General features: G+C 54.5%; 17 protein-coding genes. 5 read left to right on the plus strand and 12 right to left on the minus strand.

Features of this window, described 5'->3' with window-relative positions; genetic code table 11:
* Nucleotides 1-100 precede the first annotated feature (100 nt).
* Nucleotides 101-1,393 carry a nicotinate phosphoribosyltransferase gene (gene pncB / locus QZ197_RS08080; RefSeq protein WP_296431388.1) on the minus strand — a complete coding sequence of 431 codons (1,293 nt, stop codon included), beginning with the start codon at nucleotides 1,391-1,393 and terminating at the stop codon, nucleotides 101-103.
* 126 nt (nucleotides 1,394-1,519) lie between these two features.
* Between pncB and QZ197_RS08085 the strand changes: the two genes are divergently transcribed.
* Entirely contained in the window at nucleotides 1,520-2,377 is an 858-nt protein-coding gene (locus QZ197_RS08085; protein WP_272146151.1) for a DMT family transporter, read from the plus strand.
* On the opposite strand, the gene pncA is transcribed toward QZ197_RS08085, so the two are convergent.
* Complete coding sequence (gene pncA / locus QZ197_RS08090) at nucleotides 2,374-2,967, minus strand: bifunctional nicotinamidase/pyrazinamidase (protein ID WP_272146153.1); 594 nt, start codon at nucleotides 2,965-2,967, stop codon at nucleotides 2,374-2,376. The genes QZ197_RS08085 and pncA overlap by 4 nt on opposite strands.
* 126 nt (nucleotides 2,968-3,093) lie before the next feature.
* On the opposite strand from pncA, the gene QZ197_RS08095 reads away from it, so the two are divergent.
* Together QZ197_RS08095 and QZ197_RS08100 are read left to right on the plus strand one after the other, a co-directional pair.
* Nucleotides 3,094-3,999 (plus strand): rhodanese-related sulfurtransferase, encoded by a 906-nt coding sequence (locus QZ197_RS08095; RefSeq protein ID WP_272146155.1) that lies wholly within the window; start codon nucleotides 3,094-3,096, stop codon nucleotides 3,997-3,999.
* A gap of 49 nt (nucleotides 4,000-4,048) precedes the next feature.
* Nucleotides 4,049-5,059 (plus strand): AbrB family transcriptional regulator, encoded by a 1,011-nt coding sequence (locus tag QZ197_RS08100; RefSeq protein WP_296431383.1) that lies wholly within the window; start codon nucleotides 4,049-4,051, stop codon nucleotides 5,057-5,059.
* Here QZ197_RS08100 and gyrB read toward each other — a convergent pair.
* The 9 genes from gyrB to mutM form a co-directional block, all read right to left on the minus strand.
* Nucleotides 5,056-7,470: a DNA topoisomerase (ATP-hydrolyzing) subunit B gene (gene gyrB / locus QZ197_RS08105; RefSeq protein WP_272146160.1), complete on the minus strand. Its 2,415-nt coding sequence runs from the start codon at nucleotides 7,468-7,470 to the stop codon at nucleotides 5,056-5,058. The two genes, QZ197_RS08100 and gyrB, sit on opposite strands and share 4 nt — an antisense overlap.
* Before the next feature lie 105 nt (nucleotides 7,471-7,575).
* A complete protein-coding gene (locus QZ197_RS08110) occupies nucleotides 7,576-8,196 on the minus strand; it encodes a LysE family translocator (RefSeq protein WP_296431384.1) in 621 nt (206 codons plus the stop codon).
* Entirely contained in the window at nucleotides 8,193-8,621 is a 429-nt protein-coding gene (locus QZ197_RS08115) for a VOC family protein (protein ID WP_296431385.1), read from the minus strand. The genes QZ197_RS08110 and QZ197_RS08115 overlap by 4 nt, the downstream gene beginning before the upstream one ends.
* Nucleotides 8,618-9,718, minus strand: a complete 1,101-nt coding sequence (recF, locus tag QZ197_RS08120) for a DNA replication/repair protein RecF (protein ID WP_272146162.1) — start codon at nucleotides 9,716-9,718, stop codon at nucleotides 8,618-8,620. Before recF ends, QZ197_RS08115 begins: the two co-directional genes overlap by 4 nt.
* Before the next feature lie 56 nt (nucleotides 9,719-9,774).
* Nucleotides 9,775-10,893 (minus strand): DNA polymerase III subunit beta, encoded by a 1,119-nt coding sequence (dnaN, locus tag QZ197_RS08125; protein ID WP_272146164.1) that lies wholly within the window; start codon nucleotides 10,891-10,893, stop codon nucleotides 9,775-9,777.
* Nucleotides 10,894-11,020: 127 nt separating this feature from the next.
* The gene (gene dnaA, locus QZ197_RS08130; protein WP_272146166.1) at nucleotides 11,021-12,358 is read right to left on the minus strand and encodes a chromosomal replication initiator protein DnaA; all 1,338 of its coding nucleotides are present in this window, start codon (nucleotides 12,356-12,358) and stop codon (nucleotides 11,021-11,023) included.
* Nucleotides 12,359-12,964: 606 nt separating this feature from the next.
* Nucleotides 12,965-13,228, minus strand: a complete 264-nt coding sequence (gene rpsT / locus QZ197_RS08135) for a 30S ribosomal protein S20 (RefSeq protein ID WP_272146168.1) — start codon at nucleotides 13,226-13,228, stop codon at nucleotides 12,965-12,967.
* 158 nt (nucleotides 13,229-13,386) lie between these two features.
* Complete coding sequence (locus QZ197_RS08140) at nucleotides 13,387-14,163, minus strand: enoyl-CoA hydratase (protein ID WP_272146170.1); 777 nt, start codon at nucleotides 14,161-14,163, stop codon at nucleotides 13,387-13,389.
* A 63-nt stretch (nucleotides 14,164-14,226) separates the two neighbouring features.
* On the minus strand, nucleotides 14,227-15,078 hold the full coding sequence (mutM, locus tag QZ197_RS08145; protein WP_296431386.1) for a bifunctional DNA-formamidopyrimidine glycosylase/DNA-(apurinic or apyrimidinic site) lyase: 852 nt from the start codon (nucleotides 15,076-15,078) through the stop codon (nucleotides 14,227-14,229).
* 89 nt (nucleotides 15,079-15,167) lie between these two features.
* Here mutM and ubiE point away from each other — a divergent pair, with 89 nt between their 5' ends.
* Together ubiE and ubiB are read left to right on the plus strand one after the other, a co-directional pair.
* Nucleotides 15,168-15,920 carry a bifunctional demethylmenaquinone methyltransferase/2-methoxy-6-polyprenyl-1,4-benzoquinol methylase UbiE gene (gene ubiE / locus QZ197_RS08150; protein WP_272146174.1) on the plus strand — a complete coding sequence of 251 codons (753 nt, stop codon included), beginning with the start codon at nucleotides 15,168-15,170 and terminating at the stop codon, nucleotides 15,918-15,920.
* Between the two features lies 1 nt (nucleotide 15,921).
* Complete coding sequence (ubiB, locus tag QZ197_RS08155; RefSeq protein ID WP_272146176.1) at nucleotides 15,922-17,451, plus strand: 2-polyprenylphenol 6-hydroxylase; 1,530 nt, start codon at nucleotides 15,922-15,924, stop codon at nucleotides 17,449-17,451.
* A 9-nt stretch (nucleotides 17,452-17,460) separates the two neighbouring features.
* On the opposite strand, the gene QZ197_RS08160 is transcribed toward ubiB, so the two are convergent.
* A complete protein-coding gene (locus QZ197_RS08160; protein ID WP_296431387.1) occupies nucleotides 17,461-18,108 on the minus strand; it encodes a flagellar hook capping FlgD N-terminal domain-containing protein in 648 nt (215 codons plus the stop codon).
* Nucleotides 18,109-18,243: the final 135 nt, after the last annotated feature.

The raw sequence follows: 18,243 nt of genomic DNA on the forward strand, positions 1-18,243 counted from the left end.
CTTTGGTTTGGAAGCATGGACCGAATTACTCATACACAGAAGATCGGACACTCTCTTCAGGTGCCAACAACCGCCCCGCCAAGACGAAAGTCCATGAACGCTAAACGACGACTTCAATCTCATCTTGCTGCCCGACATCAAAGATCCGCTTGTATCTTGCAATCTCTGCCTTCGGGCCCATTGCCTTACGCGGATTGTCACTCAGTTTAACTGTCGGGCGACCATTGACCGAAATAGCCTTACAAACTAAGGAAAATGGCGCGAGCGCGTCGCCATCGACCAACCCCTTGAAGTCGTTGGTCAGCATTGTTCCCCAACCAAATGACACCCGCACCCGCCCCGCAAACTGTTTATGCAGTGCGCTGATTTTATCGACATCCAGCCCGTCCGAGAAAATCACCAGCTTGTTGCGCGGATCTTCGCCGCGCGATCTCCACCACTTGATTGCTATTTCTGCGCCGGTCGCAGGATCACCGCTATCGACACGAATACCCGTCCAGCCAGCCAGCCAGTCAGGCGCGCCATCCAGAAAGCCCTGCGTTCCATAGGTATCTGGCAAGATGATCCGTAAGTTACCGTCATGTTCTTCCTGCCAATCGGCCAGAACATCATATGGGGATTGCCGCAACGTTACATCCGTATCGGCCAAGGCCGCGTAAACCATAGGGAGTTCATGCGCGTTCGTGCCAATGGCTTCGATTTCGCGCATCATTGCAATCCGACAGTTTGAAGTGCCCGTAAAGTTTTTACCCAACCCCTCCATCATCGCTTGCACACACCAATCCTGCCAAAGGTATGAATGCCGGCGCCGCGTACCGAAATCCGCGACTCGCAGATCTTCGATGGGCTTCAACTTATCGACTTTCTCCCACAATTTCGTCATCGCGCGCGCATAAAGCACCTGCAATTCAAATTTACCCATGTCCTTTAGGACTGCTCTGCTGCGCAATTCCATAATCACTGCCAGCGCCGGGATTTCCCAAAGCATGACTTCGGGCCATGTGCCTTCAAACGTGAGCTCGTACTGACCATCGCGTTTTTCGAGGTGGTAAGGCGGCAATTGAAGGTTTTCGAACCACTCCATGAAGGCAGGGGTGAACATCTGGCGTTTGCCGTAGAATGTGTTGCCACGCAGCCAAGTGCTTTCGCCGCGGGTCAGTCGCAATGAACGGATATGATCGAGCTGCTCGCGCAATTTGCCTTCATCGACCAACTCAGCAAGACGAATTGTCTTTGTTCTGTTGATCAACGAAAACTGCACCACTGTGTCAGGATGGTTCCGAAATACGGATTGGCACATTAAGAGCTTATAAAAATCAGTGTCGATCAAAGACCGCACAATCGGATCAATCCTCCATTTGTGGTTCCAGACCCGTGTGGCAATGTCGACCATGACCGTGCTCTCCCGTTTGTGCACGTCGGGTTAGATCAAGCGGGCGCGGGCGTGGCAAGCTTTGATGTCGCCATGTTGTGATCTGTGTGGTCTAACGCGGTCAAGACGTCGCAAAGGCCCCACCAAATGACAACATCCCCTTATTCGGCAAAGCTGGTCGTCGCAGTTGTGCTTGCCATGAACTTGATTGTTGGCGGTGATGCCGCGGCCACGATGCTGACCAGTGCGGGTTTTCCACAAACATTTGTGGCTTGGACCCGTTTTGCCCTGGCAGCTGCATTGTTGGCCCCAATTTGTGGTCTTGTCCGCGCCGATGTGGCCCAGTTTCGCGATTGGCGGCTATATTTGCGCGCTGGGCTGATTGTCGGGGGGATCGTGTGCATTTTGACAGCGCTCAAAACGGAACCCATGGCCAACGTTTTTGCAGGCTTCTTTGTCGGACCCGTTGTGTCGTATTTCCTGTCTGCGCTTTTGCTTGGTGAACGCATCACGCCACTGCGTACATTTTTGCTATTGATCAGTTTTGCAGGCGTTTTGTTGGTGGTACGCCCGGGGTTCGGCATGTCCGCGGGCATGGGATTTGCAATTTTGGCAGGCTGTTTTCACGGGTCATATTTGGTTGCAACAAGGTGGCTCGCTTCGGGATTTCGGCCACGGTTCTTACTGTTTTCGCAACTCCTGATCGGCTCAATCCTGCTGTCACCGTTCGCGTTTTCAACAAGACCCGAGGTGACGTGGCCTTTGTTCGGCCTTATCACAGTCTCTGCACTAGGATCGGCGGGGGGGAATTTGTTGCTGGTTCTAGTAAACCGTACGACGCCTGCAGGCGTCGTGGCGCCCTTGATCTACAGCCAATTGCTTGCGGCGATGTTGATCGGTTGGGCGGTCTTTGGACAATGGCCCGACGCGCCAAGCCTTGTAGGATTGGTCATCATCATGACGGCCGGGGTGTCATCTGTATGGTTTGCACGCAAAGGTCGCTAAGCCAAAACCACGCCTGCTTTTGTCATCGCCGCCTTTGCGACCTCCAAAGAGCCATCAAAATCGATTGCGCGGCACAAGTCCATCTTCACCGTCACATCAAAGCCAAGCTTTGCCGCGTCTACTGCTGAATAATTAACGCAAAAATCGGTCGCCAGCCCCACAAGCGTCAGGGTGTTAATCCCGCGTGTGCGTAAATATCCTTCAAGGCCGGTTGGTGTGGTTTTGTCGTTCTCAAAGAATGCCGAATAGCTGTCGATCGTACGATTGTACCCTTTTCGGATGATCAGATCAGCATGATCCGTGTGCAGATCTGAGTGAAATGCGGCGCCTGTGCTGCCCTGAATACAGTGATCCGGCCAAAGCACTTGTGGGCCGTAGGGCATGTCCATCACGCTCATTGGGGTCGCGTTATGGGTCGATGCAAAAGAGGAATGGCCCGCAGGGTGCCAATCCTGCGTCAGGATGACGGTCGAGGAATTAGCCATCTGTGCATTGATTCCCGCCACAATCACATCGCCATCATCCACGGGAAGTGCGCCCCCCGGACAGAAATCATTTTGGACATCGATCACCAATAATGCGTGGGACATGGCGTGGCTTTCAGTTGTGTTGCGTTGTGCACAATGTGCCAAAGCTCCAGTTGGGTTGCAACGGGGCTTCGTTTTTCATCGCATCTTCGGCTTTACCTGCACGAATGACAGGCGTATCTGGTCAGTATGTTTACAGTTGCTGCACTTTATCACTTCACCCGCTTTGATAACATTGCCGCCGTGCAAGGCCCCCTTTTGGCGCTGTGCAAGGAGCGTGGCATTACTGGCACGCTTTTGCTGGCGAGCGAAGGTATCAACGGGACGATTGCGGGGAGCCGTTCAGGGATTGATGCCGTGCTGACCCATGTTCGCGCTCTGCCCGGATGCGACGACCTAGAATGGAAAGAAAGCACTGCAGCGACACCGCCGTTTCACCGCATGAAAGTGCGTCTTAAGCGCGAGATTGTGACGATGGGCCAGCCGGATGTGGACCCTGTTGCGCGTGTTGGAAACTATGTTGATGCCGCCGATTGGAACAATCTGATCAGCGCGCCCGATGTTGCCGTGATCGATACGCGCAACGACTATGAAGTGGCAATTGGTACATTCGAAGGCGCGGTTGATCCCAACACCAAAAGCTTTGGCGAGTTCCCTGCATGGTGGGAAGAGAACAAGCATCGCTTTCATAACAAGCGGATTGCTATGTTTTGCACAGGTGGCATTCGGTGTGAAAAATCAACGAATTACCTGATGGGTCAAGGCGTAGAAGACGTCTATCACCTGAAAGGTGGCATCCTGAAGTACCTTGAAGAGGTCCCGCAAGAAGACAGCAAATGGGATGGCGAATGCTTTGTTTTCGATGCACGCGTCAGCGTCGGGCATGGACTGGAAGAAGGTCCGCATATTTTATGTCACGCTTGCAGACGTCCGTTGCTTCCCGAAGATCGCGACCACCCCGCGTTTGAACAAGGTGTGGCCTGCCATCAATGCGTCGATGAAACTACTGATGCGGACAAAGGCCGCTTTCGTGAACGTCAAAAGCAAATGATACTCGCCAAGCAGCGCGGCACGCACCACATCGGCGGCATCTAGGTCTGGCACAGTGACTGCTCATAGGTCTTTTTTGCCGCAGCTTTTGGCTTTGGCAATCGGGGTGGCGGGTGGATTGGCTGCGTATTTTGCAGGCCTGCCGCTTCCTTGGATGCTGGGTCCGATGATCGCCAACACCGCTGCCGCCATGTTGCGTGCGCCGATCTTGGGGCCTGATCCGCTCCGCATTTATGTGATCCCTGTGATTGGTGTGATGTTAGGATCAGCAATGACGGCAGAGATTTTCGGTCTGCTCGGGACGTGGCTTTTGACGCTTGCGTTGCTGCCCATTTTTCTGGCATGCGCTGCCGGTATTTCTTATGCGGTTTACCGGCGCATCGGCGGCTATGATCCCGTGACCGCGTTTTATTCCGCCATGCCCGGCGGCCTGAACGAAATGCTGATTTTGGGCGCAGAAGCTGGTGGGGACGAACGTCGGATCGCCTTGGCACATGCGGCCCGCGTCCTGATTATTATTGTTTTTGTGGCAATTTTCTTTGGACTTTTTGTCGGCGTGTCCAGCGGTGGACGTGGGGCGGTACAGTGGATCGGGCTGTATCAGATCACGGCATTGGATTACGCGATCTTGGGGACTTGTGCCGTGCTGGGGGTTCTATTGGGCAAGCGACTTGGCTTACCCGCCGCCCCTGTTTTCGGCCCAATGATCTTAAGCGGTGTTGCGCATGCGCTGGGTTGGGTCACTGTCGCGCCCCCGACCCTGTTTGTTATTGCTGCGCAAATTACCATTGGCACGATTATCGGCACCCGCTTTGTGGGTGCGACACTGGCCGAAATTCGCCGTGACATTGGCCTATCGGGGATTGCATCATTGTTGATGCTGATCGCCGCCGTTGGGTTTGCCGAAGGTATTGCGTGGGTCAGTGGTATCCCCTTGGCACAGGCATTTTTAGCGTTTTCACCCGGCGGCTTGACCGAAATGTCATTGCTCACACTCGCCATGGGCCAAGACGTCGCTTACGTCTCGGTGATGCATGTCATTCGCATAACGCTGGTGATCGCGGTCGCGCCCTTTGTTTTCAAATGGACGCGACGCAGTTCTTAAAAGTCGAGGTTTTCGACGTTAAGCGCGTTCGTTTGGATGAATTCGCGACGTGGTTCGACCACATCACCCATTAGCTTGGTGAACAGGTCATCGGCTTCGGCCAAGTCTTCGACTTTTACCTGCAGCAGCGTGCGCGCATCCGGATCAAGCGTGGTTTCCCATAGCTGATCAGGGTTCATTTCGCCCAAGCCTTTGTAACGCTGCAAGGAAAGACCTTTTTCGCCCTCTTCAAGGATCGCCTTTAGCAAATCAAGTGGGCCATGAATAACTTGGCTACGGTCCTTGCGTACCAATGTCGCGGGCAGGTTATAGACGTCCTGCAGGCTTTGCGTGAACGTACCCGTCCGTCGTGCTTCGCCACCGCGCAACATCGGGCCGTCCAGCGTGCGAACTTCCTCAACGCCGCGCAACATACGGGCCAACCGCATACCTTTGTCTTGGGTAATCCGGCCTTGCCAGCCACGTTCCCATTCCAGCGCAATCAGGTCGAGGCGTTGCGCCACCCTGTCTGCTGTACCTTGCAAATCGTTTTCGACAACGCCGGGCACAAATGCCCCTGCGATCGCGGCTTGTTCAAGAATATGCCGTGGATAATGGGTTGGAAATGCCTCTAGAACGCGCCGCAGTTGGCGGGCCTCGTCGACAACGCGACGCAGATCAGCGCCTGCGATTTCTTCGCCGTTACCTTGGCGCAGCATCGCGCCATCAATGCCTTGTTCAACCAGATATTCGTCCATCGCGGCTTGATCCTTAAGGTAAACCTCGGATTTGCCACGCGCGACTTTGTAAAGCGGGGGCTGCGCGATATACAGATACCCGCCTTCAATCAATTCCGGCATCTGTCGGAAGAAGAAGGTCAGCAAAAGTGTCCGGATATGCGCCCCGTCGACGTCCGCGTCGGTCATGATAATGACCTTATGATAACGCAGTTTACTAATATTGAATTCGTCGCGGCCAATGCCCGTGCCCAGTGCCATGACAAGGTTGCCGATTTCTTGACTGCCTAGCATCCGATCAAAACGCGCGCGCTCCACGTTCAGGATCTTACCCTTTAGCGGCAAAATCGCCTGCGTCCCGCGATCACGGCCCGTTTGGGCAGACCCACCCGCCGAATCGCCCTCGACGATGAAGACTTCGGTTTTGGACGGGTCTTTTTCAGAGCAATCTTTCAGCTTGGACGCGTTAAAGTTCACATCCATCGCCGATTTACGCCGGATTTCACGGGCTTTGCGCGCGGCCTCACGGGCAGCGGCGGCTTCAACGATCTTTGAGATGATCATCTTGGCTTCAACAGGGTTTTCCTCAAACCATTCGTTCAGTTTTTCACCCATCAGGTTTTCGACGGCTGGTCGCACTTCAGAGCTGACCAATTTGTCCTTGGTCTGGCTGGAGAACTTTGGGTCAGGAACTTTGACGGACAGCACGCAGGTCAAGCCTTCGCGGGCGTCATCACCGGTTAGGGATACTTTTTCCTTTTTGGAAATTCCCTTTTCAGTCGCGTATTTCGCAATCGCGCGTGTCAGCGCGCCGCGGAAACCGGCAAGGTGCGTGCCGCCATCGCGTTGCGGGATGTTGTTGGTAAAGGGCAGGACCATTTCGTTGTAGCTATCGTTCCACCACATCGCGACTTCGACGCCGATGTCGTCGCGTTCGCCAGCCACATAAATCGGTGTGTCCATCAACGGGGTTTTGGAGCGGTCGAGGTACTTGACGAATTCCTTAACGCCACCCTCGTAGAACAGGTCCGCTTTCAGCGGCTCTGCTGGACGCAAGTCTTCCAGAATGATCCGCACGCCAGAGTTCAAAAACGCCAATTCGCGCAGTCGCTTTTCCAGAATGCTAAATTCAAAATCACGATTGCTGAAGGTGCTTAATGCAGCAAGGAACGTGACCTCGGTGCCTTTGCGCCCGTTCGCATCGCCCACAACGCGCAGATGTTCGGTGGTAAACCCGCCCTCGAACCGCGCGTAGTGCTCTTTGCCATCGCGCCAGATACGCAGTTCAAGAAAATCGGACAACGCGTTCACAACAGACACACCCACACCGTGCAAACCACCCGAAACCTTGTAGGAGTTGCTGTCGAATTTACCACCAGCGTGCAATTGGGTCATGATAACTTCGGCGGCAGAAACGCCTTCTTCTTCGTGGATGCCGACCGGAATACCGCGCCCGTTGTCACCCACCGTGACCGAACCGTCACCGTTGATTTTTACGTAAACATGGTCAGCGTGCCCTGCCAGTGCTTCGTCGATGCCGTTATCCACGACCTCATAAACCATATGGTGCAAACCAGAGCCGTCATCGGTATCGCCGATATACATTCCCGGACGCTTGCGAACCGCCTCTAAGCCCCTGAGAACTTTGATAGAATCGGCGCCATATTCTTCTGGTTTTTGGTCGATGTCGGCCATTAGGGATACCTTATGTATTGTTCCCCAAAATATACCCCAAAGGGGGGTCATTGTCACGCAAATGGCACAAGATTTTGTGGTTTTCGACTGTTACCCACAAAGCGCCTAGGTCAGCGCGATGACCGCCCCGACGCCAATCAAAAGCCATCCTGCAATCAGGTTCATCCGGCGCATCGCAGAGGGTGATTTTAGAACGCCCCGCACACGATCGACAGAGACCGCCAGGACCAGATTGCCCCCCAGCGGCACCACGAAACTGAGCGTGCAAATCGCGACCAAATCGAGGGTTGTCACCGTCGTCAGATCAAAGAAGCCCGGCAAGACGCCCATATAAAACAAAACCGCTTTGGGATTGCCAATGATGACCGCAAGACCCGCCAAGAAACCTGCCCACATGCCCGGGCGGGTCAATCTGCTGTTGGAGCTAAGCGCGTGATCGGCACTGCGGATCAACCCCACGCCCATTGCGATAAAAACAATCACGGCAACCCACTTCAGCACATCCATGAAGCCCGCAAATTCAGAGACCAGCCATGAAACGCCTAACACGGCAACGAGCGGCCAGACGATGTCGCCAATGGCGACACCCATCGCCAAAGGCCAAGCGGCCTGAAATCCGCCCGAAAGCGAGCGTGCAAGCAATGCCACCCAAACCGGTCCCGGCGTCATGAACAAGATGAGCAGCGCACCTGCATAGAGCAGTAATTCGTACGGTGTGATCGTCATGTGGTTGGCAACGTCAGGCTGCCGTCAGGGCTGACGTCCCAAAACGGGTTTTGCGCCACTTCCCAAACATGTCCATCCGGGTCGGCATAATAACCGGAATATCCGCCCCAAAAGACCTTTTCAGGCGCTTTGAGGGGCGTTGCTCCTGCTCTCAGGGCCAGTGCATAGGCCGCATCTACTTGTGCATCCGTTGTGAAATTCTGAGCAAGCGTCATTGCACCTGTTCCTAGTTTTGCGTCTGGCCGGCCTTGGTCTTTGGCCAGCGGTTCAAGTCCGAAAAAGCCTAATACCATCCCGTTCATCTGATAGAATACCACTTCGCCTTCGTCCGCCGCAGGAGTCCAGCCCAATGCGGCATAGAATGCTTTGGCGCGTCCTAAATCAGCGACGCCGAGGGTAATCAAAGTAACGCGTTGCGGGGTCATAGGCTGTCCTTTTGAGTGACGATGGATTGACCATCGCTTTCAGTCACTTCGGCATATTGAGCGCGCTCGCCCAGTTCTGCAAACAATTCAGGGCCCGTGCCGGTCATGAACGCCTGCGCCCCAAGGCTGCAAATTTCGTCGTAAAGCGCCGCACGCCGTGGGGCATCAAGATGGGCTGCGACTTCGTCCAGCAACAGGATCGGTGGTGCGCCAAAATCGCGCGCCAATGCACGCCCGTTCGCCAGGATCAGACTAATCAGCAGCGCCTTTTGTTCGCCAGTGGAACAGTCCTTGGCAGGCACATCTTTGCTGGCATAGGTCGCATCAAGATCAGCGCGGTGCGGGCCAATCAATGTCCGCCCTGCGGCCATATCGCGAGAACGGTTGTCTGAAAGCGCGGCTTGTAGATCATCTGGAATGGGATCGGGTGATGTCAGCGCCAGCGTGGCCGTCGGAAACGCGGTGGTCGCTTCTTCTTGGGCTGCTGTCAGTTGGGCGATTGCGTTCAATCTATTGCGCTGCATCGCAGCGCCCGATTGCGCCATCTGCCCTTCAATAACAGTGTACCAATGTGGATCGCGCACCATGTCCTTGAGCAGTCGATTTCGTTCACGCATGGCTTTTTCATAGGTCAGCACAGCCTCTGCGTGGGTCGGCTCAAAACTAAGGGTGGCGCGGTCTAGGAAACGCCTGCGCCCTTCTGCCCCCTCGATCCAAAGCCGGTCCATGGACGGCACCAGCCACAAGATGCGTCCGATCCGGCCCAATGCAATCTGTGGTGCTGACTTGCCATCGATGCGCAATTGACGCGGGTTGCCTGCCTCGGCCCAGGTTTCAAGCTCGTGAGTTTGATGAAGCGATTGCAGGATGCCTGTGACTTTCCAGCCCAGTGCCTCTGGCCTGCGGGTCAGATCATCCGCACCTGCACGCCGCAAGCCGCGCCCTGGGGACAACAGGGAAACAGCCTCTAACAGATTGGTTTTGCCGGCACCATTGGGGCCATAGATCGCCATTGGACGCGCATCGGCTGTCACCACCGCTCGCTTATGCGAGCGGAAATGAGAGAGCGTGAGTTCAGATAGCGCAAGCTTAGTCATTGGCGGCGTTCAACCATGAAAGACGGCGCAGCCGGAAGGCTTTGGATGTGACCGCGTCAAACGCGCATCGGCATCACGACATAGACTGCAGAGGTGTCATTGCCTTCGCGCATCAACGTCGGATCACCCGAAGAGTTGAACATGAAAACAGCGTTCTCGCGGTCAACCTGACTGGCAATTTCCAGCAGATATTTCGCGTTAAAACCAATTTCGAGCGGCTCGTCGCTATAGGCTACCGCGAGTTCTTCTTCAGCGGCGCCGCTATCAGGCGCATTGACGGACAGGATCAGACGATCTTGGTCAATCGATAGCTTTACGGCGCGTGACCGTTCGGAGGATACAGTCGCCACACGGTCAACGGCCTTTGCAAATTCGCTGGCGTCGACTTCCATTTTGCGCGTGTTGCCCTGTGGGATCACGCGGGTGTAGTCGGGAAACGTTCCGTCGATGACCTTGGATGTCAGTGTGATTTCTGGCGTGGCAAACCGGATCTTGGTTTCGGAAACCGATACGGCGATCTTCATGTCGTCATCATCTAGCAGTTTGCGCAACTCGCTTACTGTTTTACGCGGAACGATAACCCCCGCCATGTCAGCAGCACCTGCAGGCAAGTCGGCGTCAATGCGCGCCAAACGGTGACCATCAGTCGCCACACAACGCAAAACTTTGCCGCCATCGCTATCGGCGATGTGCATGTAAACACCGTTCAAATAATAACGGGTTTCTTCGGTTGAGATTGCAAATTTCGATTTATCAAACAAGCGACGCAGCACTGGTGCTGGCGCGGAAAAGTTCGCGGCATATTCGGATGATGCCATCACGGGAAAGTCTTCTTTGGGCAAAGTTGCCAACGAAAAGTTCGACCGCCCCGCTTCGATTGTCAAACGACCAGAGGCACCGTCTTCGGTCAGTGTCACCAAAGCACCGTCAGGCAGTTTGCGCACGATTTCGTTCAGCGTCACCGCGGAAACCGTGGTAGCACCTGCACGTTCGACCTTGGCGGGAGCGCGGTCGACAACTTCGATATCAAGGTCTGTTGCGCGAAAGTGCACTTCATCGCCTTCGGCTTCGATCAAGACGTTTGCAAGGATGGGGATCGTGTTGCGTCGCTCGACCACTGACTGGGCCTGCGCCACTGCTTTCAAAAGCACCGTACGTTCAATGCTGAATTTCATATCCCAATCTCCGCAAATCTTGCTTCCGAACGAGGTCCGGACGCAGAATGTACTCTATTCCGCGACCGCCTCAAGCATTTTGTTGGACTGTTGACCAAGGCCCTGCTGTCGTCAAGCACAGGACGTGCTATTCCTGCAGTGCGCGGCGCAGAAGTTCCAGATCATCTGCGATCTGGCTATCCAGCGCCATCAACTCTTCGATGCGGCGCACACCGTGCATGACCGTCGTGTGATCGCGACCACCAAACCGGCGGCCGATTTCCGGTAATGACCGGCTGGTCATCTTTTTCGCCAGATACATCGCGATTTGACGGGGGCGGGCATAGTTGCGTACCCGCTTTGGGCCGATCATGTCGGACAGGCGAATGTTGTAATGCTCCGATACCTTACGCTGGATTTCCTCGACCGTGACCTTGCGATCAGATGCTTTGAGGACGTCTGACAAGCAGTCTTGTGTCAGATCAAGCGTGATTTCGCGGCCAACCAGCGAAGCGAATGCGAAAAGACGGGTCAGCGCCCCTTCCAATACACGGACATTGGTTGAAATGCGGTGCGCCAAAAATTCCAGCACGCCATCAGCGATTTCAAGCTCGGGGTACTGGGCAGAATAAACGTCTACTTTTGACTGCAGGATACCCAAACGCAATTCGTAGTCGGTTGGATGCAGGTCGACGACAAGGCCACACTGCAGACGGGATTTTATCCGCTCTTCCAGATCTTTGATCTCACCCGGCGCGCGGTCGGCGGAAATGATGATCTGTTTGCCTGAATCAACAAGCGCATTGAACGTGTGAAAGAATTCTTCTTGGGTGCTGTCTTTGCCACCGATGAACTGCACATCATCAACCATCAGGACATCGACCGACCGGAATAGCTGCTTGAAGTCCATCATTTTGCGTTCGCGCAGGGCGGTGATGAAGCGGTACATGAATTGCTCTGCCGACAAATACAGAACATTCAATTCAGGCGAGCGTTGCTTCAGCTCGTGCGCGATCGCGTGCATCAAATGCGTCTTACCAAGACCAACACCACCATAAAGAAACAGCGGGTTAAAAGTCACCGGACCACCTTCGGCGACACGGCGGGCGGCAGCGTGTGCCAACTCGTTTGGCTTACCGACGATGAAGGTGTCAAAAGTGAAACGCGCATCAAGCGGAGAGCCAGATGTCTTGTCGCGGGCAATCCCATGAGCTGCGGTCTTTGGAGACAACGCTGGGCGCGCTTGTGATGGAACACGGAACTGCAAACGCTGCACTTCTTCGCCGACTTTATTCATCTGATAAATGATTTGATCACCAAAGTTCTGGGACACGTAATTGCCGATGAAATTCGTCGGCACATCAAAGATCGCGACACCACCGGATAGTTGCGTAAATTCAAGTGGCGCGATCCAGCTAGAGTAATTGCTTGCTCCAACGGTGTCCTTCAGCGCACCCAACACCTTTGCCCAGATATCGTTCGTCATACTCGTGTTGTCCCCATAACATGCCGTCCCATTTTTTCGACGCGTTTCGCATCGACGACACATTGCCCGAGACAAAAAGGTACTGTCGCGCAGGTTGCCTCTCCTGAGCGGTTTTCCTTTTACCCATAACCAGTGGCTGCGGCACGGCCCAATCTCTAATTGAGATAAAGCAGCGCCTAGCGGCAGCAGTTTAGGGCCATAAGCAGCAGCTATTACCAAGGAGCAGCCCCCAGTGTTAGCGCAGACACGACTGGGTCAAAGCACGCAGTACAAACTGCAAAATGCCCGACCACAATTGCATAAAGTTCAGCATAAGATGTTGTCTCTGACAGCTGCGATAACACACGCAGGCCTGCCTTTGATCCTATGCAAATCCCCTCATGTCCCCCCGGAACGATGTGAATCGCATGGACAAGTTAGCAAGGGGTTTGGGCTTCGTTCAACATAACATCGCGCTTGACTCAATGATTGCCGGAAAAGAATCTCTTGGCCCTTTGAAATGTCACAATTTCTGCGCAGCTTCACAACACCCACATAAAAAAAACGCGCCCTGAAAGGACGCGCTTGATCTATTTAGTTTGTGTGCCTCGCGGCAGAATCAGGTGTTTAGCTCACGGCTTTGACGCGGGACGCCAGACGGGACACTTTGCGCGACGCAGTGTTCTTGTGCATGACACCTTTTGTGACACCACGCATGATTTCTGGCTGTGCTGCTTTCAATGCGGCAGTTGCTGCAGCTTGATCGCCGGACGCAATCGCCTCTTCGACGGCGCGCAAGAATGTGCGGATCCGCGAGCGACGCATTTTGTTGATTGCAAAGCGGGCTTCGTTTTGACGGGCGCGTTTTTTCGCCTGTGGGGAGTTTGCCATGTGTTCGTTCCTTACTGGGCCCTTGATAGGGTCAAATTGAATTTCAATAGCGCAATCAGCCCAAGCCCCGGGTTTTCGAACCGGTGATTCTGGCCAGAGCGGGCCGCACGCGCATGTATGGAAGGGCTATTAGGGTAGTTTTCTGGAAAAGAAAAGCCCTACCGATCACGGAACTGCGGTTCGCGTTTTTCGGTGAAGGCAGCCATGCCTTCGCTTTGATCTTCGGTCGCGAACAATGACTGGAACAACCGCCGCTCGTAGTTCAGACCCTCGGCCAATGTCGTCTCGTAGGCGCGGCCAACTGCGTCTTTTGCGGCCATCGTTGCAATCTGCGATTTCTCGGAGATTTTCTCTGCGGCGGCTTTCGCTTCGGATAACAGCTTCTTGGCAGGCACAACGCGGCTCACGAGGCCACTGCGCTCTGCCTCGGCGGCATCCATAAAGCGGCCCGTCAAATGCATATCCATCGATTTTGACTTACCGACATAGCGCGTCAAACGCTGGGTGCCCCCCAATCCGGCCATGACGCCAAGGTTAATCTCTGGCTGGCCAAATTTCGCATTTTCAGCGGCAATAATGAAGTCACACATCATCGCAAGCTCGCAACCACCGCCCAGCGCATAGCCTGCGACCGCCGCAATGATTGGCTTGCGCGTGCGATTGAAACGATCGGTTTCGTTTTCAAAAAACCGCTGGGTGTACATCTCGACAAATGATTTATCGGCCATTTCGGAAATGTCGGCACCAGCTGCAAATGCTTTTTCAGAGCCGGTAATGATAATGCAGCGCACCTTGTCACTTGCATCGGCCTCTTCCAGCGCGGTGCATAATTCGCGCAGCAATTCGCCGTTCAGCGCATTCATCGCGTCAGGCCGATTTAGCGTGATAGTCGCAACGTAGTCGTTGATATCGACGATGATCTTGTCATAGGCCATGCTGCTGTCCCTTTTGCCGCTGGTCAGGCCCCAAGGCTTAGCAAAGCGGGCAGACAGATCAAGTTATCTTTGGCATTGCGGACAAAAGAAAGATGAGCGTCCGGATTGTACGATTCGGCCGATTATTCTGTCACATCCATGGGTTACGCAGTTCTGACCTTCGCGGTCGTAGACTTGAAAAACATGTTGAAAATACCCCAGTTCGCCGTCTGATTGGCGGTAATCGCGCAAAGAAGACCCACCTGCAGCAATCGCTTCGGTCAGAACAGTGCGGATAAGCGGGACCAATGTTGCCACACGTTTGGCACTGATTTGACCGGCTTTACGTTTGGGATTGATGCCTGCACGAAACAGAACTTCACAAACGTAGATATTACCAAGTCCTGATACGATTCTTTGATCCAGCAAAGCAGATTTGATCGGCATATTGCGACCGCCTAGCCTTTCGATCAGGTAGCTTTCATTGAAAGCATTTCCCAGCGGCTCTGGCCCTAGATCGCGGATCAGCCAGTGGTCGTCTTGCGCGGCAGTGTCCATAAGGTCCATCGCACCAAAGCGGCGTGCATCGTTGAAGGTAATGCGCACGCCATTGTCCATTTCAAACACAACATGATCATGCTTTGCGGGTGCTGGATGCGCATGATGAAAATCGCCTACCATATGTCCCGAAATCAGCATGCGTCCCGACATTCCCAAATGGATCAAAAGGGTTTCGCCACTTTCCAAATCCACGAGGATGTATTTGGAACGGCGGCGCAGGCCAAGAACGCGCTGCCCTGCGAGGCGCGCAGCCATGTTTTCGGGAAACGGCCAACGCAGATCAGGGCGGTTTACTTGCGCGTTCGCAATGACGCGCCCCTGCATCACGGGGGCAATGCCTGCTTTGACGGTTTCAACTTCGGGCAGTTCAGGCATGATTGGTTTCTTTCATGGCGCAATGGTCCAATTGTCATTCGCGTCTGGCGGCCTATAAAGTCTAGTAACAAACCGATAGGCAACCCCACATGACTGATACCCCAGAAAACACCACCCATTTCGGGTTCGAGACCGTTCGCGAAGACGAAAAAGCGGGGCGCGTCCAAGGGGTCTTTTCCTCGGTGGCTAGCAAATACGATATTATGAACGATGTCATGTCGGGCGGTGTTCACCGGATTTGGAAAGACGCGATGATGGATTGGCTTGCGCCACGGCCAGGTCAGCGGCTGTTGGATGTGGCGGGCGGCACGGGTGATATCTCTTTCCGTTTCTTGAAGCGCGCGGGCTATGGGCACGCCACGGTACTTGATCTGACAGAGCAGATGTTGATCGAAGGGCGCAAACGCGCCGAGGCGGAACAAATGTCCAGCAGCCTTGACTGGGTTGTCGGTGACGCGATGGCGCTACCGTTCGAGGCGAACACATTTGACGTCTACACCATCAGCTTTGGCATTCGAAACGTCACCCGCCCCCAAGATGCGCTGGCAGAGGCGTACCGCGTCTTAAAACCCGGCGGGCGTCTCATGGTCTTAGAATTCAGCCAATTGCCCAACCCTGCAATGCAGGCGGCCTACGATGCATATTCGTTCAATGTGATCCCGCGCATGGGGCAGATGATTGCGGGGGATCGGGACAGCTATCAGTATCTTGTTGAATCTATTCGTAAATTCCCCGACCAAGAAACCTTTCTGGGGATGGTGCGCGACGCTGGATTTGGAAATGCAAAGTACCGCAATCTAACATTGGGCGTTGCTGCCCTGCATTCTGGATGGAAGCTTTAAATTGCGCGGACCTCACAACATTATTCGCCTGATCATCACGGGCGCGACATTGGAACGAACCGGCGCGATGAAGGTCGTTCTGGATGCATTTGATGCAGGTCCATTGTTGCGGATCACGTTCCGCACGCTGGTTTGGCCGTTCCAATGGCTTGGCTACAAAGGCGATGTGGCAACCCCGCCGGCGGTGCGTGCGCTTACTGCACTAGGACCTGCGTATATCAAATTCGGCCAAGTACTTTCGACGCGGCCCGATGTCGTAGGCGACGAATTGGCGGTTCAACTGCGTGTGCTACAAGACAAGTTGCCGCCATTTTCGATGCAAGAAGCAAAGAAGGCGATCCAAAGCGAACTGGGTTCTTCTTTTGATCAGCTGTTTGCATCTTTTTCAGAACCCGTCGCGGCTGCTTCGCTTGCGCAAGTTCACAAGGCGCATTTAGCAGACACCGGCGAAGCAGTTGCGGTTAAGATCCTGCGCCCTGGTATCGAAAAAGCATTCCGCAAAGACATCGATGCGTTCTATTTTGCAGCCCGTGCGATCGAATTACTATCCCCGTCGTCGCGCCGTTTGCGCCCGATGGATGTTATCACCCACTTTGAAGGCGTGGTGATGGGCGAATTGGACCTGCGGCTTGAAAGCTCTGCCGCGTCTGAATTTGCGGCAAATACCGAAAATGATGCGGGATTTCAGGTGCCAAAGGTGCGGTGGCATTTGTCCGGTCGTCGGGTCATGACGCTGGATTGGGCAGAAGGCACAAACATCGGCTCGAACGATGCGCTTGATGCAGCGGGCCATGACAGGCGGGCACTCGCGACACGGGTTTTGCAACTATTCCTGAACCACGCGCTTCGTGACGGGTATTTTCACGGAGACATGCACCAAGGCAACCTAAAGGTCGCTGCAAATGGTGACATCATCGCCTATGATTTTGGGATCATGGGGCGTATGGACGAATACACGCGCCGTGTTTACGCCGAGATCTTGTTTGGCTTCATCCGAAAGGATTATCAGCGCGTTGCCGAGGTCCATTTCGAGGCAGGGTACGTTCCCGCGAACCAGGATGTTGATGAATTTGCACGCGCGTTGCGCGCTGTCGGCGAGCCTATTTTCGGAATGGATGCCAGCCGCATTTCAATGGCGCGGCTGCTGACTTATCTGTTTGAGGTAACCGAGCGTTTTGGTATGGAGACGCGGACGGAACTGATTTTGCTACAACGCACGATGGTCGTCGTCGAAGGCGTCGCGCGGTCACTTGATCCACATATGAACATCTGGCAGGTCGCTAAACCCGTCGTCGAAGACTACATCAAGGAAAGCATTGGCCCAAAGGCGCTACTGCGTGACCTCGCGCAAACTGTGCGCATTTTGTCCCGCTTTGGTCCACAATTGCCCCGCTTGGCCCAAGACGCCTTGATCCGCCAGAACAACCCGCCGCCGCCGCCCAAGCCGCAGCGCCGAATTGCACGCCTGTCGTGGATGGCCTTCGGCGGTGTTTTGGTGGGTGGCGCCGTTTGGATCAGCACACTGCTCTAGCCCAACGCATCACGTAGCGCGGTCACTTGGTTGCTTGGGACGGCGGCACCACCTTGCATGATCAGCATGGTCTGTTCTGCCTCGATCCGAGGCCTCATTCACCTTGCTGTAGACATCAACCCCCGCCTGCCCCGTCACGTCACCGTTTGCCTTTCCGACGATCTGAAAGCTATAGAGCCCCGCTTGCATTGGTGTACCGTTTGCCTGAACCCCGGCCCATTGAATGCTTTCCGATCCAGACGCGTATGGGATACGCTGCACTTCTGCGCCACTTTCATCGCGGACAATGATTTCTTTGGTGTCCGCGGCCCCGATTGCCTGCGGGAATAGCTCAATCGGCTTCCCGTCAAAATAGGTTGGTGCAGATGTTCGTGCCTCGCGACCCACCCAAGATGCCATATCTGACAAGCCCCCAACTGTCATTTGTGTCGTGAGCGATTTCAACAGATCGTTTGTAAGTACAGCCTGTTCAACCCCAGAAAACGTCGCCAACTGCGTGGCATAATCGGTTGAATCAACCGGATTGAGAGGATCTTGATACTTCATCTGCGCCGTCAACATCTGCAAGAACACTTCAAAATCAGAGTTAAGCGATGCGTCAGCGCCCGCCGTAGGTAGGGCGGATGGTGCAGTCGCCGGCGATTGTGTGATTTCCATAATTTTTCCCTATAATCGTAGATCAAGACCACTGCTGAGAACTGGCTTGGTTGCTTCTTCGGTTTCCGTAACTTTTTCCATTGTTGCCGTCGGATCGCCGTCGGATTCGTCATTGGCGCCATCTGTGCCGGACTG

It is taken from the genome of Yoonia sp. (genome assembly GCF_017854415.1).
GTDB lineage: Bacteria > Pseudomonadota > Alphaproteobacteria > Rhodobacterales > Rhodobacteraceae > Yoonia.

What these genes read in the sequence shown, in the direction of transcription:
- pncB (WP_296431388.1), bottom strand. Translation starts at nt 1,393, where the DNA reads ATGGTCGACATTGCCACACGGGTCTGGAACCACAAATGGAGGATTGAT.
- QZ197_RS08085 (WP_272146151.1), top strand. Translation starts at nt 1,520, where the DNA reads ATGACAACATCCCCTTATTCGGCAAAGCTGGTCGTCGCAGTTGTGCTT.
- pncA (WP_272146153.1), bottom strand. Translation starts at nt 2,967, where the DNA reads ATGTCCCACGCATTATTGGTGATCGATGTCCAAAATGATTTCTGTCCG.
- QZ197_RS08095 (WP_272146155.1), top strand. Translation starts at nt 3,094, where the DNA reads ATGTTTACAGTTGCTGCACTTTATCACTTCACCCGCTTTGATAACATT.
- gyrB (WP_272146160.1), bottom strand. Translation starts at nt 7,470, where the DNA reads ATGGCCGACATCGACCAAAAACCAGAAGAATATGGCGCCGATTCTATC.
- QZ197_RS08110 (WP_296431384.1), bottom strand. Translation starts at nt 8,196, where the DNA reads ATGACGATCACACCGTACGAATTACTGCTCTATGCAGGTGCGCTGCTC.
- QZ197_RS08115 (WP_296431385.1), bottom strand. Translation starts at nt 8,621, where the DNA reads ATGACCCCGCAACGCGTTACTTTGATTACCCTCGGCGTCGCTGATTTA.
- recF (WP_272146162.1), bottom strand. Translation starts at nt 9,718, where the DNA reads ATGACTAAGCTTGCGCTATCTGAACTCACGCTCTCTCATTTCCGCTCG.
- dnaN (WP_272146164.1), bottom strand. Translation starts at nt 10,893, where the DNA reads ATGAAATTCAGCATTGAACGTACGGTGCTTTTGAAAGCAGTGGCGCAG.
- dnaA (WP_272146166.1), bottom strand. Translation starts at nt 12,358, where the DNA reads ATGACGAACGATATCTGGGCAAAGGTGTTGGGTGCGCTGAAGGACACC.
- rpsT (WP_272146168.1), bottom strand. Translation starts at nt 13,228, where the DNA reads ATGGCAAACTCCCCACAGGCGAAAAAACGCGCCCGTCAAAACGAAGCC.
- QZ197_RS08140 (WP_272146170.1), bottom strand. Translation starts at nt 14,163, where the DNA reads ATGGCCTATGACAAGATCATCGTCGATATCAACGACTACGTTGCGACT.
- mutM (WP_296431386.1), bottom strand. Translation starts at nt 15,078, where the DNA reads ATGCCTGAACTGCCCGAAGTTGAAACCGTCAAAGCAGGCATTGCCCCC.
- ubiE (WP_272146174.1), top strand. Translation starts at nt 15,168, where the DNA reads ATGACTGATACCCCAGAAAACACCACCCATTTCGGGTTCGAGACCGTT.
- QZ197_RS08160 (WP_296431387.1), bottom strand. Translation starts at nt 18,108, where the DNA reads ATGGAAATCACACAATCGCCGGCGACTGCACCATCCGCCCTACCTACG.